General features: G+C 41.9%; 24 protein-coding genes. 8 read left to right on the forward strand and 16 right to left on the reverse strand.

The features are described from left to right. Positions 1 to 30 precede the first annotated feature (30 nt). The 5 genes from hisB to G7Y45_RS16715 form a co-directional block, all read right to left on the reverse strand. On the reverse strand, positions 31 to 1,155 hold the full coding sequence (hisB, locus tag G7Y45_RS16695) for a bifunctional histidinol-phosphatase/imidazoleglycerol-phosphate dehydratase HisB (protein WP_165015749.1): 1,125 nt from the start codon (positions 1,153 to 1,155) through the stop codon (positions 31 to 33). Between the two features lie 5 nt (positions 1,156 to 1,160). Beyond that, the gene (gene hisC, locus G7Y45_RS16700) at positions 1,161 to 2,198 is read right to left on the reverse strand and encodes a histidinol-phosphate transaminase (protein WP_005780328.1); all 1,038 of its coding nucleotides are present in this window, start codon (positions 2,196 to 2,198) and stop codon (positions 1,161 to 1,163) included. Continuing rightward, positions 2,195 to 3,481, reverse strand: a complete 1,287-nt coding sequence (hisD, locus tag G7Y45_RS16705) for a histidinol dehydrogenase (RefSeq protein ID WP_032540763.1) — start codon at positions 3,479 to 3,481, stop codon at positions 2,195 to 2,197. The genes hisC and hisD overlap by 4 nt, the downstream gene beginning before the upstream one ends. A gap of 35 nt (positions 3,482 to 3,516) precedes the next feature. Continuing rightward, positions 3,517 to 4,368, reverse strand: coding sequence for an ATP phosphoribosyltransferase (gene hisG, locus G7Y45_RS16710; protein WP_005807457.1), 852 nt, complete (start codon positions 4,366 to 4,368; stop codon positions 3,517 to 3,519). Positions 4,369 to 4,614: 246 nt separating this feature from the next. Further along, positions 4,615 to 5,106: a PaaI family thioesterase gene (locus G7Y45_RS16715; RefSeq protein ID WP_005780335.1), complete on the reverse strand. Its 492-nt coding sequence runs from the start codon at positions 5,104 to 5,106 to the stop codon at positions 4,615 to 4,617. Between the two features lie 121 nt (positions 5,107 to 5,227). Here G7Y45_RS16715 and G7Y45_RS16720 point away from each other — a divergent pair, with 121 nt between their 5' ends. Beyond that, positions 5,228 to 5,935, forward strand: coding sequence for a pirin family protein (locus G7Y45_RS16720; RefSeq protein ID WP_005780336.1), 708 nt, complete (start codon positions 5,228 to 5,230; stop codon positions 5,933 to 5,935). A 77-nt stretch (positions 5,936 to 6,012) separates the two neighbouring features. On the opposite strand, the gene G7Y45_RS16725 is transcribed toward G7Y45_RS16720, so the two are convergent. After that, positions 6,013 to 8,022, reverse strand: a complete 2,010-nt coding sequence (locus tag G7Y45_RS16725; protein ID WP_165015746.1) for a cytochrome c biogenesis protein CcdA — start codon at positions 8,020 to 8,022, stop codon at positions 6,013 to 6,015. 98 nt (positions 8,023 to 8,120) lie between these two features. Continuing rightward, positions 8,121 to 8,420, reverse strand: coding sequence for a Dabb family protein (locus tag G7Y45_RS16730; RefSeq protein WP_005780342.1), 300 nt, complete (start codon positions 8,418 to 8,420; stop codon positions 8,121 to 8,123). Positions 8,421 to 8,521: 101 nt separating this feature from the next. Between G7Y45_RS16730 and udk the strand changes: the two genes are divergently transcribed. Both udk and G7Y45_RS16740 read left to right on the forward strand, forming a co-directional pair. Beyond that, entirely contained in the window at positions 8,522 to 9,130 is a 609-nt protein-coding gene (gene udk, locus G7Y45_RS16735; protein WP_005807461.1) for a uridine kinase, read from the forward strand. A gap of 2 nt (positions 9,131 to 9,132) precedes the next feature. Then, positions 9,133 to 10,524: a transglycosylase SLT domain-containing protein gene (locus G7Y45_RS16740; protein ID WP_165015743.1), complete on the forward strand. Its 1,392-nt coding sequence runs from the start codon at positions 9,133 to 9,135 to the stop codon at positions 10,522 to 10,524. A 53-nt stretch (positions 10,525 to 10,577) separates the two neighbouring features. On the opposite strand, the gene G7Y45_RS16745 is transcribed toward G7Y45_RS16740, so the two are convergent. The 9 genes from G7Y45_RS16745 to G7Y45_RS16780 all read right to left on the reverse strand — a co-directional run bounded on the left by G7Y45_RS16745 (position 10,578) and on the right by G7Y45_RS16780 (position 18,873). After that, positions 10,578 to 12,131 (reverse strand): sodium:solute symporter, encoded by a 1,554-nt coding sequence (locus tag G7Y45_RS16745; RefSeq protein ID WP_032540757.1) that lies wholly within the window; start codon positions 12,129 to 12,131, stop codon positions 10,578 to 10,580. Further along, entirely contained in the window at positions 12,128 to 12,253 is a 126-nt protein-coding gene (locus G7Y45_RS20165; protein ID WP_005780350.1) for a symporter small accessory protein, read from the reverse strand. Before G7Y45_RS20165 ends, G7Y45_RS16745 begins: the two co-directional genes overlap by 4 nt. Before the next feature lie 154 nt (positions 12,254 to 12,407). Next, positions 12,408 to 13,013, reverse strand: a complete 606-nt coding sequence (locus G7Y45_RS16750; RefSeq protein ID WP_032535755.1) for a nitroreductase family protein — start codon at positions 13,011 to 13,013, stop codon at positions 12,408 to 12,410. Between the two features lie 13 nt (positions 13,014 to 13,026). Beyond that, positions 13,027 to 15,777, reverse strand: coding sequence for a methionine synthase (gene metH / locus G7Y45_RS16755; RefSeq protein ID WP_022012482.1), 2,751 nt, complete (start codon positions 15,775 to 15,777; stop codon positions 13,027 to 13,029). Between the two features lie 19 nt (positions 15,778 to 15,796). Then, positions 15,797 to 16,249, reverse strand: a complete 453-nt coding sequence (smpB, locus tag G7Y45_RS16760; RefSeq protein WP_005780358.1) for an SsrA-binding protein — start codon at positions 16,247 to 16,249, stop codon at positions 15,797 to 15,799. 9 nt (positions 16,250 to 16,258) lie between these two features. Then, positions 16,259 to 16,801: a Yip1 family protein gene (locus G7Y45_RS16765; protein WP_005780359.1), complete on the reverse strand. Its 543-nt coding sequence runs from the start codon at positions 16,799 to 16,801 to the stop codon at positions 16,259 to 16,261. Between the two features lie 31 nt (positions 16,802 to 16,832). Beyond that, entirely contained in the window at positions 16,833 to 17,636 is an 804-nt protein-coding gene (locus G7Y45_RS16770) for a hypothetical protein (protein WP_165015740.1), read from the reverse strand. Positions 17,637 to 17,718: 82 nt separating this feature from the next. After that, the gene (locus G7Y45_RS16775; RefSeq protein ID WP_005780361.1) at positions 17,719 to 18,219 is read right to left on the reverse strand and encodes a DMP19 family protein; all 501 of its coding nucleotides are present in this window, start codon (positions 18,217 to 18,219) and stop codon (positions 17,719 to 17,721) included. Positions 18,220 to 18,468: 249 nt separating this feature from the next. Next, positions 18,469 to 18,873 carry an HsmA family protein gene (locus tag G7Y45_RS16780; protein ID WP_165015737.1) on the reverse strand — a complete coding sequence of 135 codons (405 nt, stop codon included), beginning with the start codon at positions 18,871 to 18,873 and terminating at the stop codon, positions 18,469 to 18,471. A gap of 240 nt (positions 18,874 to 19,113) precedes the next feature. Between G7Y45_RS16780 and G7Y45_RS16785 the strand changes: the two genes are divergently transcribed. From G7Y45_RS16785 to G7Y45_RS16805, 5 genes are all read left to right on the forward strand, one after another. Continuing rightward, positions 19,114 to 19,815, forward strand: a complete 702-nt coding sequence (locus G7Y45_RS16785) for an iron-sulfur cluster assembly scaffold protein (RefSeq protein ID WP_005780363.1) — start codon at positions 19,114 to 19,116, stop codon at positions 19,813 to 19,815. A gap of 20 nt (positions 19,816 to 19,835) precedes the next feature. After that, a complete protein-coding gene (locus tag G7Y45_RS16790) occupies positions 19,836 to 20,846 on the forward strand; it encodes a GGGtGRT protein (protein WP_005780364.1) in 1,011 nt (336 codons plus the stop codon). Positions 20,847 to 21,173: 327 nt separating this feature from the next. Then, complete coding sequence (locus G7Y45_RS16795) at positions 21,174 to 22,199, forward strand: beta-ketoacyl-ACP synthase III (RefSeq protein ID WP_032531336.1); 1,026 nt, start codon at positions 21,174 to 21,176, stop codon at positions 22,197 to 22,199. Between the two features lie 140 nt (positions 22,200 to 22,339). Then, the gene (locus G7Y45_RS16800; protein ID WP_032540783.1) at positions 22,340 to 23,785 is read left to right on the forward strand and encodes an alpha-amylase; all 1,446 of its coding nucleotides are present in this window, start codon (positions 22,340 to 22,342) and stop codon (positions 23,783 to 23,785) included. 1 nt (position 23,786) lies between these two features. Further along, entirely contained in the window at positions 23,787 to 24,731 is a 945-nt protein-coding gene (locus G7Y45_RS16805; RefSeq protein WP_032540754.1) for a YihY/virulence factor BrkB family protein, read from the forward strand. The last annotated feature ends 1 nt before the right edge of the window (position 24,732 follow it).

Below are 24,732 nucleotides of genomic sequence, written 5' to 3' on the forward strand. Positions count from 1 at the left end.
ATTAAAAAAGCAAAGATAATCCTTAATTCTTTACAGTACCCCTTTACTGGATGGCAATTCAAAATGATAAATATCCCGTTTCAATGCCATTTTCAGTGCACGGGCCAAAGCTTTGAAAATACCTTCTATCTTATGATGTTCATTCTGTCCCTCGGCTTTGACATTCAAATTCATCTTGGCAGCATCGCTCAACGACTTAAAAAAGTGTAGAAACATCTCAGTGGGCATCTCTCCTATTTTTTCACGTTTGAATTCGGCATCCCATACTAACCAAGGACGACCTCCGAAATCAAGGCATACCTGGCAAAGGCAATCATCCATGGGTAAAGCATAGCCATAACGTTCAATTCCACGTTTACTGCCCAGCGCCTGATAAATACAATCGCCCAAAGCTATGGCCGTATCCTCTATGGTATGATGCTCGTCTACCTCCAGATCACCCTTCACCCGAATGCTCAGATCCATGCCGGAGTGCTTACCGATCTGCTCAAGCATGTGGTCGAAAAAGCCCAATCCGGTAGAAATTTCACAGGCACCATTACCATCCAAGTTGAGAGCTACCCAAATATCCGTTTCCTTTGTCGTACGATGCACTTCTGCTTTTCGTTCTCCTGCAAAAAGAAATTCAGTTATCCGGTCCCAGTCTGTAGTAGCAAGGACACAGTAGGATTCTAACCCCTTTTCTTTCAATAAGTCAGTGTTCTCCTGAAGATAGATAGCACAGCAACCTAAATTTTTGGCAAGTTCGACATCTGTCGGACGGTCACCTATGACAAAACTGCCTTCCAGATCATATTCCGGATTAGAAATGTATTTAGTCAGCATACCGGTACGCGGCTTCCTCGTAGGTGCATGATCTGCCGGCATACTACGGTCTATCAATATATCATCGAACGTAATACCTTCTCCCTCTAAAGTTTTCAGCATCAGATTGTGGGCCGGCCAGAATGTCTCCTCCGGAAAAGAAGAAGTACCCAGTCCATCCTGGTTGGTCACCATAACAAATTCAAAGTCGAGTTTACTATGGATAAATCCCAGATTACGAAAGACTTTAGGATAAAACTCAAGCTTCTCCAAAGAATCGAGTTGATAGTCGATGGGAGGTTCGATGACAAGAGTGCCATCACGGTCTATAAACAGTACTTTTTTTTTCATTTTTCCTATTGATATTTTTTCAGTGCTCCAATCAGTCTGGCATTCTCAGCCCGTGTACCTACAGTTACACGAAGACAATTACCACACAATGAAATGGAATTTCTGTTACGTACAATAATTCCCTCTCCCACCAGGTAGTTATAAATCTTCACCGCATCGGTTACACGCGCCAGGAAAAAATTCGCATTCGACGGAAACACCTGTAACACGCAAGGCAGCTCAATAAAAGCTTCTTCCAGATATCCCCTCTCCTCTTTCAACGTTTTTACCCAACGTTCTATCTCGTAATATTTGTGAAGCATCTCTATAGCTTGCTGCTGGGTCAACTGATTCACATTATACGGATATTTAATTTTGTTCAGGATTGCGATAATCCCTTCGGAAGCAAAGGCCATTCCCAAACGAATGGCTGCGCACCCAAATGCCTTGGAAAAGGTCTGTAGAACAACCAGATTCGGATATTTATCCAACTCGGATAAGAATGACGGTTGGTCAGAGAAGTCATTGTAAGCTTCATCCAAAATAACCAATCCTTCGAATCCGCCAATGACCTTTACTATCTCAGAACGAAGCAGATCGTTTCCCGTGGGATTATTAGGAGAACAAATAAAAATCATCTTTGTCCGTTCATCCGCCGCCGCCAACAACTCTTCAGCCGAAAACTGGAAATCATCGTGGAGTAACACTTTGCGATATTCCACATCATTGACATCGGCACAAACCTGATACATGCCGTATGTAGGATCAATGGCTACTACGTTATCTTCACCCGGTTCACAGAAAGCACGGAATACCAGGTCGATAGCTTCATCACTGCCATTCCCGAGAAATATATGGGCGGGAGGTACTTTTTTGATTTTGGATAACTCCGATTTCAGATCCCGCTGCATCGGATCGGGATAACGATTGTGCGGTAAGTTATAGGGATTCTCGTTAGCATCCAAAAAGACGGATGCAGCCGCTCCGTTATATTCGTCACGAGCCGAAGAATAAGGTTTTAGCCTCCAGATATTCGACCGGGTTAATTCTTGCAATGTTCTCATTTTCTTATCTCCTTTAATCTAACGGTTACTGCATTTTTGTGTGCATCCAAATGTTCATTTGCAGCCATTACTTCGATAGCCGGACCAATAGCAGCCATTCCATCAGGAAGTATCTCCTGAAAGGTAATTTTACGGATGAAACTGTCGAGACTTACCCCACTATAAGCTTTGGCATAACCATTCGTTGGCAGGGTATGATTAGTTCCCGAAGCATAATCACCTGCACTTTCGGGAGAGAAGGCTCCCAGAAATACAGAACCGGCATTAATGATCCGTCCGGATACTTCCATGTAATTCTTAGTCTCAATAATCAGATGTTCTGGTGCATAAGCATTAGTCAATTCCAGCGCCTCATCCATATCCTTCACTAATATCAACTTACTGTTGGCCAAAGATTTCTCGGCAATGTCGCGGCGGTTCAGATAGCCCAACTGTCGCTCAACTTCATATACGACTTCCGTTTGCAATTTTTCAGACGTCGTAATCAACACAGCCTGACTATCCACTCCATGTTCCGCCTGAGACAGAAGATCAGCGGCAACAAACACTGGATTAGCAGATTCGTCAGCCAGCACTTCTACTTCTGAAGGTCCGGCCGGCATATCAATGGCTACATCCCTCAAGCTGACAAGTTGTTTGGCTGCTGTAACATACTGGTTTCCCGGACCAAATATCTTATAAACCTTAGGAATACTCTCTGTTCCGTATGCCATGGAAGCAATGGCCTGTACTCCACCCGCCTTAAATATTTTGCTGACTCCGGCCAGATGGGCAGCAAAAAGGATTGCCGGATGCACTTTCCCATTTTTGTCAGGTGGTGTGCAAAGTACAATCTCTTTGCAGCCGGCAATCTTGGCAGGAATTGCAAGCATAAGCACGGTAGAGAATAAAGGAGCCGTTCCTCCGGGGATATATAAGCCGACCTTTTCAATGGCTACTGCCTTCTGCCAACAAGTAACCCCTTCCATAGTATCTACCTTTTTTCCCTCAAAACGCTGTGCAGCATGGAAAGCTTCAATATTGCGTTTAGCCAGATAAATGGCAGCTTTCAATTCTATAGGAACCTCTTTTTCAGCTTCTTCAATCTCTTCGAGTGTAACGGCCAGTGAAGTGAGTTCGGCTTTATCAAACATAGCTTCATACTCCATCACCGTCCGGTCTCCACCAACTCTTACACGATTAATAATATCACGTACAGTATCAAAAAGGCTTTCTGTGTTGAGTACGGGCCGCTTCAGAATTTCATCCCACTGCGATCTATCGGGGTATTTAATCAGTTTCATTATTTTTTAATTAAAAGTTCAACAAACAGACTCGCCTAAATAATCATCTTTTCAATAGGCAATACTAAAATTCCCTCTGCTCCCAGTGCTTTCAGTTTACCTATAATCTCCCAAAATCGTTTTTCATCAAGTACTGTATGCACAGAGCACCAGCCTTCCTGTGCCAATGGCATTACGGTAGGACTCTTCATCCCCGGCAATACGGCAATAATATCGTCCAGCTTATCTTTAGGTGCATTCATCAATACATATTTTTTATCTTCGGCTGTTTTCACGGCATCCATACGGAAAAGCAATTCGTCCAATACCTCTTTCTTCTCTTTACTCATATTCTTATTGCCTATCAGCAGAGCTTCCGACTTCATCACGACCTCCACTTCTTTCAGACGATTGCTGACCAACGTAGAACCGGAACTGACAATATCAAAAATAGCATCCGCCAGTCCGATGCCTGGAGCAACCTCTACAGATCCGGTAATGACATGAACCTCGGCTTTAACTCCATTACTTTTCATAAAATTATCCAGAATTCCCGGATATGAAGTAGCAATTTTCTTTCCATTAAACCAACTTAGACCGGGATATTCAATATCTTTGGGCATAGCCAGAGATAAACGACATTTGCTGAATCCAAGACGCTTAATAATTTCTGCGTCTTCTTGTTTTTCTACGAATTCATTTTCTCCCACTATACCAAGATCAGCAACTCCCGTAGCCACAGATTGTGGAATATCGTCATCACGGAGGAAAAGCACCTCAATTGGAAAATTAGACGACTGTACGAGTAAAGTACGTTTAGTTGTGCTCAGTTTGATGTCTGATTCTTCAAGAAGGGCCATCGTTTCTTCAAAAAGGCGCCCCTTGGCTTGTACTGCGATTCTTAACATAATTACAATATCTTAATTTACAATTTAAATTCAATATCCGGAAAATAAAAAAGGCCCACCTTATCGGTAAGCCTCGTATTCTATCATATATATACACAATATCATCCTGCCCACCGAGTTATTCGATCGAGTAATGATGATGGCGATGTGTAATAGTAATGTTCATATCTTCATTCTTTATGCGACAAAAATAAACTATTAGTTCCGAATCACCAAACAATTATCAGAAAAACTTCCGTTTTTCTTTCAAATCAAAGGGAGTATCTCTTCATCTTCTACTCCACATGATAAAAAGTGCATCTCTTCTTTAGCTTTTTCCTTCGGAAAAGTGAAATAAGTGCAGATCGCTTCCGTACACAATTCTCCATTTTTGTTATAAAGACGTGCCTCTATCAGTACAATATTGCGTTTCACCTCTTTAATATGTGCCTTGAGTACTACATGCGAATCATTAGTATTGATCGACTTACGATAGCGAGTTTCCATTTTCGATGTCACTCCTGTCGTCTGTAACTTCCGGAGAACCACCCAGGCACAGATTTCATCGAGAAGTACCGCCTGAATGCCTCCATGCAACGTATCAATCCATCCTTGGTATTCGGGACGCGGACGCCAGATACTTATCACTTCATCATCCTCTTCATAAAATTCCATTTTCACACCGGCTTCATTGTTGGGAGCACAACCAAAGCAATTATATCCTTCCATTCCCTTCCAAGGATTAATAATCTTTTTCATACTTTCCTATTTTAAATTGCTCAAAGATATAAATCTTTTTGTAAAATGCACAATTCTCGCTACCAGAACTTTATCTATCATTCATTTGTTATACGAATATTCTATTGAAGAAAGGAAAAATATGAAAACAGTAGTAGACAAAGCCTCCTCCAGAGGTTATTTCAATCATGGCTGGCTTAAAACCTACCATACATTTAGCTTTGCAAACTATTACAACCCATCGAGAATGCATTTTGGCGCATTGAGGGTGCTGAATGATGACAGTGTAGCTCCATCAATGGGATTTGATACACATCCTCACCAGAATATGGAAGTGATTTCTATTCCCTTGAAAGGTTATCTGAGACATGGTGACAGTGTAAAAAACACCCAAACCATCACTCCCGGCGATATCCAAGTAATGAGTACGGGTAAAGGTATCTTTCACAGCGAATATAATGGCAGCGATAAAGAACAGTTAGAATTCCTACAAATATGGATATTTCCGAGAATCGAGAATACAGAACCGGAATATAACAACTACGATATCCGCCCCTTACTGAAAAGAAACGAACCGGTTTTGATTATCTCGCCTGACGGTAAGGTACCTGCTTCCATCAAACAAGATGCCTGGTTTTCCATGGGAACATTTGATGCCGGAAAAAGCTTTGAATACAAATTGCACCAAGAAGGCAACGGAGTTTATATCTTCATCATCGAAGGGGATGTGAAGGTTGCAGATAATCTGTTATCAAAGCGTGACGGTATCGGACTCTGGGATACGAAGAACTTTAAAGTGGAGGTAATCCAGGAAGCAACTTTATTGTTAATGGAAGTACCAATGCGATAAAGCAATAATAAAACATAAGAAAGGCTGCCCCGCTTTATGCGAAGGCAGCCTTTCTTTTCATTCATTGAACACACTATTTATTTTTCTTTCCGGTAGTTCTCAAGTCCGGTCTGCAAGAAGTCTATATACTTGGATATATCTTCATCATAAGCATATGACTTGTTCAGCGGCTTACCTTCATTATCAATCAGAACATAAAAAGGCTGGGCATTGGCACCAAATTTCACACGCTGCAGATAACTCCATTTATCACCTACCGTACGCAGAGTACGTTCTGTTCCATTCTCTGTAATCTTCACCGGTTCGGTAAGTGGAGTCTTGTTATCAACATAAAGGGTAATCAATACATAATCATTATTGATAATGCTACTTACCTTCGGATCAGTCCATACGGCAAGCTCCATCTTACGACAGTTCACACAACCATATCCTGTAAAATCGAGCATCACCGGTTTGTTATGCTGGCGGGCATATTCCATACCCAAGTCATAATCGTCGAACTTAGCATGTACCTCATTGGTATAAAGATTAAAGTCCTGAGTCTTCATAGGTGGTGCAAACGCACTGACAGCCTTCAAAGGTGCTCCCCACAGGCCCGGAATCATATAAATGGCAAAAGCCAAAGAGATCAGTGCCATGAAAAAACGAGGAACGCTCACTTTCGTATCATCGTCATCGTGTGGAAACTTGATCTTGCCTAACAGATAAAAACCAAGCAAAGCAAAAATCACAATCCACAAAGCAAGGAAAGTTTCACGATCCAGAATTCTCCATCCATATGCCAAATCGGCAACAGACAGGAATTTTAGAGCAAAAGCCAATTCCAAAAAGCCCAATGTTACTTTAATCACATTCATCCAGCCTCCTGACTTAGGCATTGATTTCAGCCAAGACGGGAATAAGGCGAATAAAGTGAACGGCAGAGCCAGCGCAATGGCAAAACCGAGCATACCAATCGCAGGAGCAACTACGCTGCCGGTAGTAGAAACCTGTACTAACAGGAATCCGATAATAGGGCCTGTACAAGAGAAAGATACAAGCGATAATGTAAATGCCATCAAGAAAATACTCAGTAATCCGCTGGTAGCTTCTGCTTTACTATCTACAGCCGTACTCCATTTTGCAGGAAGTGTCAGTTCGAAAGCTCCAAAGAAAGAGGCGGCAAATACGATCAACATCAGACAGAACAGAATATTGAAGACCGCATTGGTAGAAAGAGCATTCAACGCACTGGCACCGAATATCAAAGTAATGGCAAGTCCCAATGCCACATAGATCACAACGATAGATGCACCATAAGTCCATGCATCACGGATACCTTTCTTTTTATCTTTGCTCCTTTTTAAAAAGAAGCTTACCGTCATCGGTATAATAGGCCATACACAAGGAGTAAACAAGGCCAGCAAACCTCCCAGGAATCCTGTAATAAAGATATAGATCCAGGACATATCTTCCTGAGAATTTGCTTCTCCGAACTTCTTCAAATCATTAATAACCGGCTTCCATAAATCAATGCTGCCTACAGCAGAAGTTACAGCAGTAGCTACCGGTTCTATAATACTATCAGAAACTGATGCGACAGGCTCTTCAACCGATGCTGCAGGAGTCTCTTTTACCGAAGCTGCAGAGGTCGCAACCGCCTTACCCGAAAGTTTGAAAGGGACTTGTGTAGGAGGCAGGCAATTCTCATCGTTACAAGCTCCGTACTCCAGATAACCTTCAATCGAATAATCACTGCCGGTAAACTTTATCTTTTGTACGAACTGGGCCGTCTTTTCAAAATAACGCACTTTCATTTCGAACAGTTTGTCAAAGCTCGAAACTTCTTTTCCCCTCGGGGCCAATTTACCAACCACTTCGGCACCTGATATCTTCTCTACATTAAAAGTTGCAGAGATAGGGCCGCCATCACCCAGATCGGTAGAATATACGTGCCAACCGGCATCAATCGTACCAGTAAAAACGATTTCCGCTTCAGCTCCCGACAGGGTTTTCAGCTCTGTTTTAAACTTTACAGGCTCTTGTATCTGCGCCTGTGCCGTAAACACAACCAGCAGTAAAAGCAGAAAAGAGGATAATTTTTTCATTCTTTAAATTGTTTATGATGTTTCTAAAAATATAACAGCTATCCAAATTTCCGGGTTTGAGTTTTCGGCAAATCTTAAATAGCTATCATTTTTTATAACTAAAATTCATAATCTACACACGCCCGGCTCTCTTTCGTTTCCGCCAGAATTTTACCGGCAGCCACATGTTCGGGATGGGTAGCGTAGAACTTTACATCATCCAGATTATCAAATTCACTATACAACGCAATATTCCAGGTTTCCCCCGGGTTCATATTCAGCCCGACCTCAATCTTACGGATCACAGAGATTTTAGCAGGCAATGCTTCGATAGCCTCTTTAAAACTATTCATCACAACGAGTTTCTTTTCTACAGAAACATCGTCTCTTAACTTAAATAATACAATGTGTTTTACCATTACGTTGTTATTTTAATTATTTGTTTTTATATTTGTCAGCCAAAGTTGTTTTTTACAGTTGCAAAATTACTCTATTTGTTTCAAATATACACTATAAAAGGATGTTAATAATAGGAATAGCAGGCGGAACAGGCTCAGGAAAGACCACCGTCGTACGGAAAATCATTGAGAGTCTGCCGGCTGGCGAAGTAGTATTACTGCCACAGGATTCATACTATAAAGACAGCAGTCATGTGCCGGTGGAGGAACGGCAGAACATCAATTTTGATCATCCGGATGCTTTTGAGTGGAGCCTTTTGTCTAAACATGTTTCCATGCTGAAAGAAGGCAAGTGCATTGAGCAGCCCACCTATTCCTATCTGACCTGTACCCGTCAGCCCGAAACAATACATATTAAGCCACGTGAAGTTGTCATTATCGAAGGTATCCTGGCCCTATGCGACAAAAAACTGCGTAATATGATGGACCTGAAAATATTCGTCGATGCCGATCCGGATGAACGGCTGATACGCGTCATCCAACGTGATGTAGTGGAACGGGGCCGTACGGCAGAAGCTGTAATGGAGCGATACACACGCGTCCTGAAACCCATGCATTTGCAGTTCATCGAACCTTGTAAGCGTTATGCCGACCTGATTGTCCCTGAAGGGGGAAGCAATCAAGTAGCTATCGATATATTGACCATGTACATCAAAAAACACATCGGTTAGTCATGAAACGGCACCTCGTAGTTTACTTTCTCTTTTTCCTGCTCTTCTGTATACTGTCCTGCCGTAATAAGCAGGTAATCGTTACAGAAGATACCTCGGCACACGATCTGGAGCAAATCAAAGATAGTGGCGAACTCGTCGTTCTCACTCTTTACAGTTCAACATCTTATTTCATTTACCGTGGGCAAGACATGGGTTTCCAGTATGAGCTCAGTGAACAATTCGCTAAAAATTTAGGCGTAAAATTACGCATAGAGGTTGCCAAGAATGTACCGGAATTAATCCGGAAATTGCTGAATGGTGAAGGAGATCTTATCGCATATAATATTCCAATTACCAAAGAATTAAAAGACAGTCTGATTTATTGCGGTGAAGAAGTGATCACCCACCAGGTGATTGTTCAACGAAACACCGGAAAAATAAAACCACTGAAGGATGTAACCGAATTGATCGGCAAAGATATATACGTGAAACCTGGCAAATATTACGAGCGGTTGGTCAATCTGAATAAAGAGCTTGGCGGGGGTATTCATATTCATAAAGTAACTAATGACAGCATTACCGCTGAAGATCTGATAACTCAGGTTGCACAAGGTAAAATCCCCTATACAGTTGCGGATAATGATGTAGCCAAACTGAATGCTACTTATTATCCCAATCTGAATACCGGCCTTTCTATCAGTTTTGACCAACGGGCTGCATGGGCAGTGCGTAAAGATTGCCCGCAACTGGCAGAAGCAGCAAACAAATGGCATAAAGAAAATATGACCTCACCTGCGTATACAGCCAGTATGAAAAGATATTTCGAAATCAGTAAAGCAATGCCCCACTCTCCCATCTTGTCCCTAAAAGAAGGCAAAATCTCTCACTACGATAACTTATTCAAAAAATACGCCAAAGAGATTGGCTGGGACTGGCGCCTGCTGGCATCTTTAGCTTATACAGAATCCAATTTCGATACTACTGCCGTATCATGGGCGGGAGCAAAGGGATTGATGCAATTAATGCCTGCTACCGCACGTGCAATGGGAGTCCCACCGGGAAAAGAACAAAATCCGGAAGAAAGTATCAAAGCTGCCGTAAAATATATTGCAGCCACAGACCGTAGTCTGAGTATAGTTCCGGATAAACAGGAGCGGATTAAATTTATCCTCGCTTCATATAATGCCGGATTGGGACATATTTTTGACGCTATTGCACTGGCAGATAAATATGGCAAAAATAAAACGGTATGGACCGATAATGTAGAAAATTACATCCTACTGAAAAGCAATGAAGAGTACTTCACCGATCCGGTGTGTAAAAACGGATATTTTCGTGGAATAGAAACATATAATTTTGTGAGAGATATCAATTCGAGGTACGAATCGTACAAGAAAAAAATAAAAAGCTGAAATGCTTCTAAAGTCTGCAATCAAAAAAATTGCAGACTCTTGACAACGCATTTCTATTTTTTTCCTTTTCCTGTCAGCAAACTTATAATGATAACAGCTACCACTGACAATGGTAATGCAAACAATATAGGATCTATCATCGGAAAAGGATAGGTTTCAATCAACACATCCTTACCGAAAATCCATCTGCATACCCCCATAGCTGCCGCTTCTTTCTGATGAAGAAAGGCTAAAGCAAATAAGCTTCCTATAGTTCCTATCCAAAGGCTTGCCATCACTCCCTGCCGGGTAGCGCGTTTCCAATATAAGGCACAAAAATATGCGGGAAGGAAAGCTGCTGCACAGATACCCATAAAAATAGAAGTTCCACGGGCAATAATATCATTGGGCAACATATAACAAATGATATAACTCACTAATATTGAAAACAGCACTCCCAGACGAATTACATTAGTCAGTTTGCCACGTGAACGAGGCTTGTAAGTACCATAAATATCAGAACCGACCGAGGCACCCATCGTATGGAACTGTGAACTCAGTGTAGACATACTGGCAGAAAGAATGCAAAGCATGAAAAGTGCGGCAAACCAGTCCGGCATTGCTTTATTTATAAAGTATGGAATAATTTTATCCATATCTTTGACTGCTTCTGTAGCCACTACACCTTCGGTTTTAAGAAAGAAAAGATTACTTAGTGCCCCTGCATGATAAATAGCACCTACGGTGATAATCAGGAAAAAACATCCGATAAGGACTCCCCGGTTCAGTTGTTTACTACTCTCTACAGTCATAAAACGAACCACCAGTTGAGGTTGAGCAAGACAACCGATCCCAACTCCCAGAATCAAAGAAGTGACCAATGTATACCATTGAGGTGAACCGGTAACAGGCATGGCAGTCCATCCCTGATGTCCTAACGCTTTGAATTTCTCCGGAACCAAAGGAGCAATATCTGTCAGCGCCTGATTAGCTTCCGTAAAGCCCATATCCAGTACCCGATACAATGAAAAAAGCAAGAACAGCATACAGCCAAACATAATAACCGCCTGCAAAGCATCCGTATACATCACACCCTTCATTCCTCCAGCTATCACATAGGCCGCTATTACCAGGGTGAATATCAAAAGCGAGACATTAAAATCAATCTGAAAAATCTGTTCGATAAAAACTGCTCCTCCCTTCATTACCACTGCCGCATACAAAGGCATTCCAAGAAAAATAACTGCGGCCACAAACACCTGTATCCCCCGTGAACGATAATGCCTGCCCAACAATTGTGGAAATGTACTAACATTCAGTCTGGCTCCCATCCTGCGTGTCCGGAGGCCGAAAAAGATAAACGCAATCACCACCCCGATAAACATATTCAGAAAACAAAGCCACTGAATACCCATACCGAAGGCAGCAGCCACCCCACCAAAACCGACAATGGCAGAAGCAGATATGAAAGTAGCACCATAAGAAAGTGCCATGACAAATGGATTCATCTGTCGTCCCCCTACCAGATAATCACTGGCGGAAGTTGTCTTTTTATAACCTAAAAAACCAAGATAAGCCAATGATAGCAGATAAGCTATCACAATCAGTCCAAGTGTAAATGTATTCATCGTGTTTTATCTTTTTCGTCGTCTTTATTCCAATATTTAAGACCAAACCAGGCAGCAAAAAGCACACATACTACCGAAAGCAGATATGGCAAAATGATAAGAGAGTCGCTTATTCCAAACATTCTTGTATTAGATTTCGATTAATATTGGTGCAAATGTAAGGAATTTATTGAAATGGAAAAACAAAATGCAGAATTTATAAAAAAGAAAAGGAACAAAAATAAAAAAAGCCGCCTCTTTTTATCAGGGCAGCTTTCAGAAAAATCAATTTACGGTTTAATATTTCTCGTAATGAACCTTCTTCTCATCGTATTTCTGCTTAGGTTCCTGCAGAGCAGCCGGATACCCGAAAGGAATCACACATAAGGGCACTATGTTTCCCGGAAGCTCCGTATACTTGCGGACAACCCGGATGCGGTCTTCATAAGGATAAGCAGCTGTCCATACTGCACCCAATCCCTGAGCCTCAGCAGCTAACAGAATATTCTGCGCAGCAGCCGAACAATCCAGATACCAATAAGAAGAACGGGCTACATCACCACATACAACAATGGCATAACGAGCCTGAGTCAACATCTTTGCATAAGGCAATGCAGAAGCCATAGAATCGAGAGCAACCCGATCAGTGACCAGCACAAACTCCCAGGGACGAAGGTCTTTTCCTGACGGAGCAGCCATACCGGCACGTAACATCAAGTCTATTTTCTCTTTCTCTACTTCCTTATCCAGATAAGCACGTACACTCTTACGCGCAAAAATATTATCCAAAGCAGCATTGGATGCTGACGGGACTTCTTTTGGGGAAGAAGATGAACAAGCAGCGAATGAAATCATCCAAAGCAATCCAATCGCCCATGCATAAATCACTTTCTTTGTTCCCATAGATTCTTTTTTATCAAAATAGTTTCAACCTTTTTTCTTGAGCTTCTTTCAATGAAACAGTTTCCCGCTTCATCAGACCACTCTTATCACGGAGTACCTGATATTCACCAGACAGCTCCTGCGCCAGTTCTTCTTTCAATTTCGGACTCATCAACCGGGCAGCGACACCGGCATTCTGTGAAGCATCTTTCAGATGAACCACCGGTGCATGATATACCGGAGCAATTTTCAGTGCAGTATGTAGTTTGGATGTGGTTGCTCCACCTATTAATAATGGAATATCCAGTCCGGCTTTCTCCAACTCCATAGCCACATGCACCATCTCCTCCAACGAAGGAGTAATCAATCCACTAAGGCCTATCATATCTACCTTTTCCTCTATGGCTTTTTGGACAATCGATTCAGCCGGCACCATCACTCCCAAGTCAATGATATCATAGCCGTTACAAGCCATCACAACCGAAACAATATTTTTACCGATATCATGCACATCTCCCTTCACTGTAGCCAACAGAACCTTTCCGGCAGAAGAGGTCCCTTCCACCTTTTCCGACTCTATGACCGGTTGTAAGATTGCAACGGCTTTCTTCATCGTACGGGCTGTTTTTACCACTTGCGGAAGGAACATTTTACCTTCACCGAACAACTCGCCTACATGATTCATTCCATCCATCAACGGTCCCTCAATCACATCTACCGCCTTATCGTATTGTGGCAAGGCTTCTGCAAGATCTTCTTCCAGAAAATCTCCGATCCCCTTTACCAAAGCATATTGCAACCGTTCTTCTACCGTCCCGTCCCGCCAGGCATCATGCTTCACCGGTTGTCCTGCTGAAGCATTACCTGCCGAAGCCTCCTTCAAATTATCAGCCAATTCAATCAATCGTTCGGCAGCATCAGGACGCCGGTTCAATACCACATCCTCTATTCTCTCAAGCACATCCGCCGGAATATCCGTATACAGCACAGAAGTACCAGGGTTTACAATCCCCATATCCATACCTTTCTGAATGGCATGGTAAAGGAATACGGCATGCATAGCTTCACGAATATAATTATTTCCACGGAATGAGAACGATAAGTTACTTACTCCTCCGCTGATATGTGCTCCGGGAAGATTCTTTTTAATCCAGGCAGTTGCTTCTATAAAGTCTACCGCATAATTATTATGTTCCTCAATACCTGTTGCTACAGCCAGCACGTTCGGATCGAAAATGATATCGTGCGGGTTAAACCCAATCTTATCTACAAGTAAACGATAAGCACGTTCACAAACTTCTATTTTACGGGCAGCCGTATCAGCCTGTCCTTTTTCGTCAAAGGCCATCACTACTACAGCCGCGCCATACTGACGAACTGTTTGAGCGTGTTCAAGGAATTTTTCCTCTCCTTCTTTCAACGAAATGGAATTCACAATTGATTTTCCCTGGAGACACTTCAAGCCGGCCTCGATAACCTCCCATTTTGAAGAATCGATCATCACAGGGACACGAGCTATTTCAGGTTCCGAAGCCACCAGATTCAGGAAAGTTGTCATCTCTTCTTTCGCATCCAGCAGTCCGTCATCCATATTGACATCGATAATCAGCGCCCCGTCTTCCACCTGCTGCCGGGCTATAGACAATGCTTCATCGTATTTCTTTTCATTTATAAGACGGAGGAACTTACGGGAACCCGCTACATTGCAACGTTCACCAACGTTGACAAAGTTAATTTCAGGCTTTACTTCCAGCAGTTCCAATCCCGAAAGCCACATACAATCCGGCCTACGAGCCGGAACATGCGGTTTGGCACCGGCAATCAACGCGGGATATTCGGCAATATAAGCATCGGTAGTACCACAGCATCCGCCGATAATATTAATCAAACCTTCATGGATATATTCTTTTACTTCATGTGCCATATCCGCCGGGGTCTGGTCATATTTTCCCAGACTGTTAGGCAAACCTGCATTCGGATATGCACTGATATAGTAAGGAGCACGTGCGGCCAGTTGCTCCAAAAACGGCTTCAATTGCTTTGCACCAAATGAACAGTTCAGACCGACAGAAAAAATATCGGCATGTTGTACCGAAGCCAAAAAAGCTTCCAGTGTCTGGCCGGAAAGAGTACGCCCCCCTGTATCAGAAACCGTCACCGACAACATAACCGGTACTTTAAGCCCGGTTGCCTGCATAGCACGCTCCGCTGCCAGAATAGCAGCTTTTGCATTCAGCGTATCAAAAATAGTTTCTATCAACAAAGCATCTACCCCACTTTCAAGCATCGCTTCCATTTGCTGTTGATAAGCATCGGCCATTTCATCATAAGTCACGGCACGATAGGCCGGATTATTCACATCCGGAGACATGGAACATGTTTTATTGGTAGGACCAACCGAACCGGCCACAAAACGAGGTTTATCGGGATTGAGTGCCGTATATTCATCGGCTACTTCTCGTGCCAGCTTCACAGCCGTCTGATTGATTTCACGCACATACTCCTGTACATGATAATCGGCCATAGAAATTGTGGTGGAACTAAATGTATTCGTCTCAATGATATCGGCACCGGCTTCCAGATATTTACGGTGTATATCCTGAACCACGTCAGGGCGTGTGAGACAAAGTAAATCATTATTCCCTTTCAGTTGACCGGGAATATGCGCAAAGCGCTCACTGCGGAAATCCTCTTCTCTAAGATTATATTGCTGAATCATAGTACCCATAGCTCCATCCAATATAAGGATACGTTCGGGTACCAGCTGTTGAATAGTTCTTTTCATTGCTAAAGGTACAAACCTATCATCGTTTAAACATTCTGTCCATATCGCGACGGTCGTCTTTTTCTTTCAAAGCCTCCCGCTTGTCATATTGCTTTTTACCTTTTGCCAAAGCCACAACTACTTTGGCCAGACCTCTTTCATTAATAAACAAACGAACCGGGACAATGGTAAATCCGGCGTCTTTCGTCCCTCGTTCCAACTTATTCAGCTCCTTTTTGCTCAGTAACAATTTACGGTCACGTCGGGCCGCATGGTTATTATACGAACCATAAAAATATTCGGCAATGTGCATGTTCTTCACCCACAATTCACCTTTCGCAAAATAACAAAACGTATCTACAAGACTTGCTTTTCCCAAACGGATGGACTTAATCTCCGTTCCTGTCAGCACAATACCTGCTGTATAAGTATCGATCAACTCATAGTCGAAAGTAGCACGTTTATTCTTTATATTTATAGGAGCCAGTTTCATTTTATTTTCTTAATTTAATATAGCTGTTAGCTTGTTGAACACAACTTGTATTACCGCCGGACATAGTATTAACAAAATCGACGAGAAAATGGTGTAACGCAACCGATTCTTTTCTTCCACCAGCATCACGACTCTTGCTCCTTCCCATACCACATAAACGATATAAAACTGGAGCAACCAACCGATAATACTGAAATCCGGAAGCAATCCGGTCACTATATGCAACAAAAAGGTGACAACTAATGCATAGCCTGCAAACTGCTGTGCCAAAGGGATATCATTGGACATGCCAAACATTTTTATCCCCATCTGATTGATGGCATAAGCTGCCAGAAAATAGCCTCCGAACAAAGCTACCGCCACTGCACAACACTGCGTCATGGCCAATTGAAAACTTTGCGGTCCTCCCCATCCATTGGTCCACAAAGCACCAATGAATACGGATAAACCGCATAAACCAATCATAGGATAGACAAAAACAGTAAGAACTGCCCGCCTATCCTCTAAACGAATTTCCTCCCAAGCCTTGGCCGGAGAGGAAATCAATGACATTGCTATTTGAAATAATGCTTTGTAATTCAAATTATTTAGCGGTTTTGTATTCTATTTCATACTCCTTCACTGTAGTAGAAGAATCTTCTATTTTATTGTTGTATTCATTCTGCTGTGCCACCACAATAATTTTGGCTGGTTTATCTTGTCCACTCTTCTGCTTATATTCCCTCAAAAATTCAGTGATATCATAAGCTTTAAAGCTGGAAGTACGTGTCGCACGTTCTACTATAGCAGTAGTTTCATCATTAACAGCATAACGCAAATGGAGTTTCAGTTCTGTAGCACCTAAAGTAATATCATCTGTATAGCAAACCAGAGTAAAAGAATGTTTAGCGAGTTCATTCTTAATATCTTCCGGAGTACTTACATTTTTCACACGGTAAAGTACCGGCAATACAATTGTATTTTCACTAAACTGGAATGGGGCTACCGTTGAATATCCTGATGCAAAACTCAATGAACCAATTGGTGCATTAGTAGTCACATCTCCCGAACCACCGACAGCCGTAGTAGTAACTGCAGGAGCATCGATTCCAGTCGGATCTGCTAAAAGTGTAACCTTAATCTGTTTAGGATTTGTCGAGAGGTCCTGACCTTCATCAACCTGACAATAAATATAGGCCATTCTTGCACTCAATGTAACAGGAACCGTGTTAGTGGGTATAAGTTCCGTACCGGCGGCATCTATAAACGTAACATAACCCACTCTATCATTCACTTTCACCACACCAGCCCACTGCTGAGGACCGTTTTCTCCGGAATCCATACATGAAGTAAACATAGTACCCATCAACAGGGTTAAGGCCAACACCATTAATTTCAATTGTTTCATAAATCTATTTTTTAGAGTTTGCAAAGATATAAATTCTAATTCACAATAAGTAAATGCAGAGACTTAAAAAATACTGCATCCATCACTTAACTATTTTTGCAAACAACTCCAAATGATCGTCTACATAGCTTGCTACCAGTGCTGTAACCTCCTCCTCAATATCCAGATATTCTTCTTCAAGATCATCAAAGGCCTCATATTGCTCGTACATCGCCATAAATTCATCCTCCGTACGCTCTTTCTCCAGATCCTGGCGATGAGCATCGTATATTTTCTTAGCTTTATAAACCAACTTCGAGAAATCCTCGGCTCCCCACAAACGCATCACTTTTGCAAAAGGATTATCAAAGATATAACCTCCATACCCATTCTGAATCAATTGACAAAAACCACCAAACATGACTTCATCCCGAAAAATCTGATAGGCCAACAAAGAGTGCTGCTCTCCTGTCAATAGTGGCATTGTTTCGGCAGTAAGCTCCCCGCCAATCACTTCTTTATACTTATCTGTAAACACCTGAATAAATTCATCCATTCCCTCGCCCGCAGCTTTTTGCAAGGAGGCATCCGTAACTTCTATCATTTCCACTATATATAATAAGGTGAATTCTACATTTATAAATATCAGGAAACAAAAATACGGAAAAATATGGTTCAGAAAGGCTTTTTGAAGAGTTTTTTAGAAACTGTCCTATTTTTAAAGCCCATAATTAAAAACTCCCCAATCGCTTTGGGATATATCCCTTGAGCTCTTCAATGGTTCTCTTACGGGATAATTCTTCATCTTAGCGGCTGAGATGAAGCTTTATTACTTTCTCTAATAAGGTTATTTTCAATGATGCAACGACATACCAAGATATACGCCTATACAGTAGGGTATCAACCAAATGCACCACACCACAATACTGAAACGATTGAAATGTTCTTTAGCCCTTTCACTCCCCTTCACATACGTCCAGATAGCCCACATAGCGTGAACAAACATCAACAAGATAGCGATAATGCCGGTCACAGTATGTATTTCATCATGCAGGTGTGTGAGTCGCGCAATATTCTCCATTAAAGCTGTTCCCACAGAATCAGCCAATAGCCCCAATAAGAAAAAGACCAGATGCCAAAATTTCAGTTTCTTCTGCAACCGCTCTCCCCACACTCCTATTGTGTAAAACACCAATGCAGAAGTTATCACACAAATGGCTGCTATTAAATAATGTATATCTACTTCATTCAAATTCATAACCGATCAATTTTTCTCAAAAGAAACAAAGAATCAGAGTAATAGTTCAACAAAATAAAGATTATCTAAAATGTCATCTCCACATTACAATCTAACGAAACCGAAATTTCTATTTTTCTCTTTTCATAAAAAAGTAATAAAACCCGATTTGCAAAAACAAATAAAACGACTACCTTTGTGAGCGATTTGAGAATCGTGACTACGTATTTTTAATTATATCACTTAAAAAAAGAGCTAATTATGACTTATTCACACGAAGTGGAACACATGTGTGTTGTAAAGAAGGGTCCTAACCATGGACCGGCTCCCATACCCGAAGAAGGAAAATGGGTAAAATCAAAAGAAATTGTTGATATTTCAGGTCTGACACACGGTGTGGGTTGGTGTGCTCCTCAGCAGGGTGCATGTAAGCTGACTCTGAACGTAAAAGAAGGTATCATCCAGGAAGCTCTGGTTGAAACTATCGGCTGTTCAGGTATGACTCACTCAGCTGCTATGGCTGCTGAAATCCTCCCGGGAAAAACTATCCTCGAAGCATTGAACACAGACTTAGTTTGTGATGCCATCAACACTGCTATGCGCGAACTCTTCCTGCAGATCGTTTACGGACGTACTCAGTCAGCTTTCTCAGAAGGTGGTCTGATCATCGGTGCAGGTCTGGAAGACTTGGGTAAAGGTCTGCGTAGCCAGGTAGGTACATTGTACGGTACTTTGGCTAAAGGTCCTCGTTACCTTGAAATGGCAGAAGGTTACATCAAGACAATTGCTCTTGACAAAAACGATGAAATCTGCGGATACGAATTCGTCCACATGGGTAAATTCATGGACGAAATCAAGAAGGGTACTGATGCGAATGAAGCATTGAAGAAAGTTACCGGTACTTACGGACGCTTCACTGCAGAACAGGGAGCTGTTAAACACATTGATCCACGTCACGAATAATATAAGGAGGAAAAGAAATTATGATTAGAGAAGTAAAATTTGAAAGTCAGGACCGCCGTATCAAAGGCATCATCGAAGCCTTGAACGCTAACGGTATCAAAGACATCGAAGAAGCTAACGCTATCTGCGAAGCTGCTGGAGTTGATCCTTATAAAACGTGTGAAGAAACTCAACCGATCTGTTTTGAAAATGCTAAGTGGGCTTACGTAGTAGGTGCTGCTATCGCTATCAAGAAAGGTTGCAAAAATGCAGCTGACGCTGCCGAAGCTATCGGCATCGGTCTGCAGGCATTCTGTATCCCGGGTTCTGTAGCCGACGACCGTAAAGTTGGTATCGGTCATGGTAACCTGGCTGCTATGTTGTTGCGTGAAGAAACTAAATGTTTCGCTTTCCTGGCAGGTCACGAATCTTTCGCTGCTGCCGAAGGTGCTATCAAAATCGCTGCAAAAGCAGACAAAGTACGTAAAGAACCTCTGCGTTGTATCTTGAACGGTCTTGGAAAAGACGCTGCTCAGATCATCTCTCGTATCAACGGCTTTACTTATGTTCAGACACAGTTTGACTATTTCACAGGCGAACTGAAAGTAGTACGTGAAATTGCTTACTCTGACGGTCCTCGTGCAAAAGTAAAATGCTATGGTGCAGATGATGTACGTGAAGGTGTAGCCATCATGTGGAAAGAAGGCGTGGACGTATCTATCACAGGTAACTCTACTAACCCGACTCGTTTCCAGCACCCGGTTGCAGGTACTTACAAGAAAGAACGTGTATTGGCCGGTAAGCCATACTTCTCAGTAGCTTCAGGTGGTGGTACAGGTCGTACTCTTCATCCGGACAACATGGCTGCTGGTCCTGCTTCTTATGGTATGACAGATACTATGGGTCGTATGCACTCAGACGCTCAGTTCGCCGGTTCATCCTCAGTTCCTGCTCACGTAGAAATGATGGGATTCTTAGGAATTGGTAACAACCCGATGGTAGGTTGTACAGTAGCTTGTGCAGTTGACGTAGCTCAGGCTTTGGCAAAGTAATTTAAGCCATTCTATATTGACAAACTCCTGCAGTCATATGATTGCAGGAGTTTTTTATTGTATAAATCAGAATAGATTATTTCTTCCTTTTTTAAACAAAAAACACCTCTCCTTTTCTCTATCATTTCCCTAATTCTATTTTCAGTATTATAACTTATCCTAATCTCACTACGAAAATCAATGCATTTAGATTACAAAATATAGAATAAGTCTTTCTTTTCTGTATATTTGCGCCCGGTATTTTAGATGCAATTCCGAAAAGTCGTAAGTTTTCGGAGTCATTTTATACTTCCCCCACTTAAGAACTTACTTATTTAGACAAAGTTAATGAAACAAATCAATGCAGTAATTACAGGAGTTGGAGGATATGTACCCGATTACATCCTGACTAATGATGAGATATCCAGAATTGTAGATACCACCGATGAATGGATCATGGGGCGTATCGGCATCAAGGAAAGACGTATTCTGAATGAAGAAGGTCTTGGCACTTCATACATGGCACGTAAGGCTGTGAAGCAATTGATGCAACGTACAAAAAGCCATCCGGATGACATCGATCTGGTAATTGTCGCTACAACCACTCCCGATTATCGGCTTCCTTCAACAGCTTCCATTCTGTGTGAAAGAGTGGGATTGAAAAATGCATTCGCCTTTGATATGCAGGCAGTATGCAGTGGTTTCTTATATGCTCTGGAGACCGGAGCCAACTTTATCCGTTCGGGAAGATACAAAAAGGTTATCATAGTTGGTGCCGATAAGATGTCATCGGTGATAGATTACACCGATCGCGCCACTTGTCCTATTTTTGGTGATGGTGCAGCAGCTTTCTTACTGGAACCTACTACGGATCATTTAGGCATTATAGATTCTGTTTTAAGAACAGACGGCAAAGGACTCCCTTTTTTACATATGAAAGCCGGCGGCTCCGTATGTTCTCCTTCTTATTTTACGATAGACAATCACATGCACTATCTTTATCAGGAAGGCCGTACAGTATTCAAATATGCTGTAGCCAATATGTCAGATGCTTGTGAATCGATTATCGAAAGAAATCAGCTAACGAAAGACCAAATCGACTGGGTTATTCCCCACCAGGCCAATCAACGCATTATCAATGCTGTCGCCCAACGCCTGGATATGCCATTAGAAAAAGTCATGATCAATATCGAACACTATGGCAACACCAGTGCCGGCACACTTCCATTATGTATATGGGATTTCGAAGATAAGCTCAAAAAAGGTGATAATTTGATCTTTACCGCTTTCGGAGCCGGATTTGCCTGGGGAGCCGTCTACGTGAAATGGGGATATGACGGAAAGATAAATAACGCCACCAGCACACAAGCTTAGCCACAGAAAGTCATAATCACGCCACCGTCAACATCAGATAGCTTTTTAAAGCAAAATAGCCCAAAGTGCTTTTTTGCAAATACAAAGGAACCTTATGCCGTTTTTTTTGTTATTTGCTGATAATTAAATGCATTAAGATGATGGAAAATGGCGTAATGATGCAGTATTTTGAATGGAATCTGCCTAACGATGGAAAGTTGTGGAAACAATTAAAAGAAGACGCATCACATCTACATAAAATCGGTGTGACAGCAGTTTGGATTCCGCCTGCTTATAAAGCCGACGAGCAGCAAGATGAAGGTTATGCAACCTATGACTTGTATGATCTTGGCGAGTTCGAACAAAAAGGAACCGTAAGAACGAAGTATGGCACAAAAGATGAATTGAAAGAAGCGATCGACGAGTTACATAAAAACCATATTTCAGTATATCTGGATGTAGTACTCAACCATAAAGCCGGAGGTGATTTCACTGAAAAATTTATGGTTGTGGAAGTCGATCCCCATGACAGAACCCAAGGATTGGGAAAGCCGTTCGAGATACAAAGCTGGACCGGATATAGTTTCCATGGACGCAAGGATAAATATTCTGATTTCAAATGGCATTGGTATCACTTCTCCGGAACCGGTTTTGACGATGCCAAAAAGCGGAGCGGCATCTTCCAGATACAAGGAGAAGGCAAAGCATGGAGCGAGGGTGTAGATAGCGAAAATGGAAACTATGATTTCCTGCTATGTAACGATATCGATCTGGATCATCCGGAAGTAATTGCCGAACTGAATCGCTGGGGAAAATGGGTTTCCAAAGAACTGAACCTTGACGGAATGCGTTTGGATGCCATCAAGCACATGAAGGATAAGTTCATCGCACAATTTCTGGATGCGGTAAGGAGTGAAAGAGGAAACAACTTTTACGCTGTAGGTGAATACTGGAACGGAGATCTGAAAACACTCGATGCATACATAGAATCTGTGGGCCATAAAGTCAACTTATTTGATGTTCCGTTACATTACAATATGTTTCAGGCTTCACAAGAAGGCAAAAATTATGATTTGCAGAATATCTTGAAGGGCACATTGGTCGAACATCATTGCGATTTAGCAGTCACCTTTGTCGACAATCACGATTCACAATTGGGCAGTTCGTTAGAATCACAAATAGAGAACTGGTTCAAGCCACTGGCCTATGGTTTGATATTATTGATGAAAAACGGTTATCCCTGCCTGTTCTATGGAGACTATTATGGTGTAAAAGGCGAAAAGTCTCCCCATGCCCCGATCATTGATATTTTACTGAATGCAAGGCGAAAATATGCCTACGGTGATCAGATCGAATATTTCGATCATCCTTCTACCATTGGTTTCATCCGTACGGGAGATAAAGAACACACCGGTTCCGGCCTGGTCTTTTTAATGTCAAATGATGAAGCCGGTAGCAAAATGATGAATCCGGGTGAGGAACATAAAGGGGAAGTATGGCATGAAATCACCGGAAGCATTCCCGAAGAGGTCACTTTAGATGAGAAAGGAAACGGAAAATTCTCTGTTAATGCCCGTAATATTGCCGTTTGGATAAAGAAAAGTTAAAATGGAAATTCATTCGGAGAGAAAGAAAAAGCTTAGTTTACCCCTACTGTTCAAAATAATAAAAGATACAGTTTGGGGATTTATAGACGACAGCGTTATGAGGCTGAGCGCTTCATTGGCTTATGCGACATTGTTTTCAATTATCCCTTTTCTTTCTCTCCTGGTCACTGTCGGAGTCTTTTTCCATATGGATTTGGCCAACCAGCTTTATGTACAGTTACAACCCATTGTAGGACCGGAAATCACCGAAGCACTTCGCTCCATTATAGAAAATGCAGAACATACAGATTCTTCCAGATCTGCTGCCATTGTCAGCTTAGGCATTTCTATTTTCGGTGCTACCACCATCTTTGCAGAGATACAAAGTTCATTGAACACAATTTGGGGAATAAAAGCTGTTCCTAAAAAAAGCTGGCTCAAGTTTATCAAAAACAGAATACTCTCTTTTTCCATAATACTTGTATTTGCTTTCATCCTTCTGATTACATTTACCATCACCAGCATCATCGGAGAATTGAGTAAAAAGTTTATGGTTAATTATCCCGAAATAGCCGGGTCATTGGTTCAGGTAGTAGGAATCATTATAAATATAGGTGTAACGGCCATCATTTTCACATTGATTTTCAAAATATTGCCCGATGCCAAAATAAAAAGCAGAGATGTTTTTATTGGAGCGATTGTGACCACATTACTGCTACTGGTAGGTCAATGGGGAATCTCATTTTATATAGGGATTGCAAACGTAGGAACCGTTTACGGAGCAGCAGCATTCATGGTCGTTTTCGTTACGTGGATTTATTATTCTTCCATCATCATATATACAGGCGCAGAGTTCACCAAAGCATGGGCAAACGAAATGGGTGGTAAGATTTTTCCCGATGAATATGCGGTAGCCACTAAAACCATAGAAATACACGAAAACAAACCAATCGGATTGGATGATTGAG

The organism is Bacteroides sp. ZJ-18 (assembly GCF_011038705.2).
GTDB lineage: Bacteria > Bacteroidota > Bacteroidia > Bacteroidales > Bacteroidaceae > Bacteroides > Bacteroides hominis.

Coding starts and splice junctions, on each gene's coding strand:
- hisB (WP_165015749.1), bottom strand. CDS start 1,155: ATGAAAAAAAAAGTACTGTTTATAGACCGTGATGGCACTCTTGTCATC.
- hisC (WP_005780328.1), bottom strand. CDS start 2,198: ATGAGAACATTGCAAGAATTAACCCGGTCGAATATCTGGAGGCTAAAA.
- hisD (WP_032540763.1), bottom strand. CDS start 3,481: ATGAAACTGATTAAATACCCCGATAGATCGCAGTGGGATGAAATTCTG.
- hisG (WP_005807457.1), bottom strand. CDS start 4,368: ATGTTAAGAATCGCAGTACAAGCCAAGGGGCGCCTTTTTGAAGAAACG.
- G7Y45_RS16715 (WP_005780335.1), bottom strand. CDS start 5,106: ATGAAAAAGATTATTAATCCTTGGAAGGGAATGGAAGGATATAATTGC.
- G7Y45_RS16720 (WP_005780336.1), top strand. CDS start 5,228: ATGAAAACAGTAGTAGACAAAGCCTCCTCCAGAGGTTATTTCAATCAT.
- G7Y45_RS16725 (WP_165015746.1), bottom strand. CDS start 8,022: ATGAAAAAATTATCCTCTTTTCTGCTTTTACTGCTGGTTGTGTTTACG.
- G7Y45_RS16730 (WP_005780342.1), bottom strand. CDS start 8,420: ATGGTAAAACACATTGTATTATTTAAGTTAAGAGACGATGTTTCTGTA.
- udk (WP_005807461.1), top strand. CDS start 8,522: ATGTTAATAATAGGAATAGCAGGCGGAACAGGCTCAGGAAAGACCACC.
- G7Y45_RS16740 (WP_165015743.1), top strand. CDS start 9,133: ATGAAACGGCACCTCGTAGTTTACTTTCTCTTTTTCCTGCTCTTCTGT.
- G7Y45_RS16745 (WP_032540757.1), bottom strand. CDS start 12,131: ATGAATACATTTACACTTGGACTGATTGTGATAGCTTATCTGCTATCA.
- G7Y45_RS20165 (WP_005780350.1), bottom strand. CDS start 12,253: ATGTTTGGAATAAGCGACTCTCTTATCATTTTGCCATATCTGCTTTCG.
- G7Y45_RS16750 (WP_032535755.1), bottom strand. CDS start 13,013: ATGGGAACAAAGAAAGTGATTTATGCATGGGCGATTGGATTGCTTTGG.
- metH (WP_022012482.1), bottom strand. CDS start 15,777: ATGAAAAGAACTATTCAACAGCTGGTACCCGAACGTATCCTTATATTG.
- smpB (WP_005780358.1), bottom strand. CDS start 16,249: ATGAAACTGGCTCCTATAAATATAAAGAATAAACGTGCTACTTTCGAC.
- G7Y45_RS16765 (WP_005780359.1), bottom strand. CDS start 16,801: ATGTCATTGATTTCCTCTCCGGCCAAGGCTTGGGAGGAAATTCGTTTA.
- G7Y45_RS16770 (WP_165015740.1), bottom strand. CDS start 17,636: ATGAAACAATTGAAATTAATGGTGTTGGCCTTAACCCTGTTGATGGGT.
- G7Y45_RS16775 (WP_005780361.1), bottom strand. CDS start 18,219: ATGATAGAAGTTACGGATGCCTCCTTGCAAAAAGCTGCGGGCGAGGGA.
- G7Y45_RS16780 (WP_165015737.1), bottom strand. CDS start 18,873: ATGAATTTGAATGAAGTAGATATACATTATTTAATAGCAGCCATTTGT.
- G7Y45_RS16785 (WP_005780363.1), top strand. CDS start 19,114: ATGACTTATTCACACGAAGTGGAACACATGTGTGTTGTAAAGAAGGGT.
- G7Y45_RS16790 (WP_005780364.1), top strand. CDS start 19,836: ATGATTAGAGAAGTAAAATTTGAAAGTCAGGACCGCCGTATCAAAGGC.
- G7Y45_RS16795 (WP_032531336.1), top strand. CDS start 21,174: ATGAAACAAATCAATGCAGTAATTACAGGAGTTGGAGGATATGTACCC.
- G7Y45_RS16800 (WP_032540783.1), top strand. CDS start 22,340: ATGGAAAATGGCGTAATGATGCAGTATTTTGAATGGAATCTGCCTAAC.
- G7Y45_RS16805 (WP_032540754.1), top strand. CDS start 23,787: ATGGAAATTCATTCGGAGAGAAAGAAAAAGCTTAGTTTACCCCTACTG.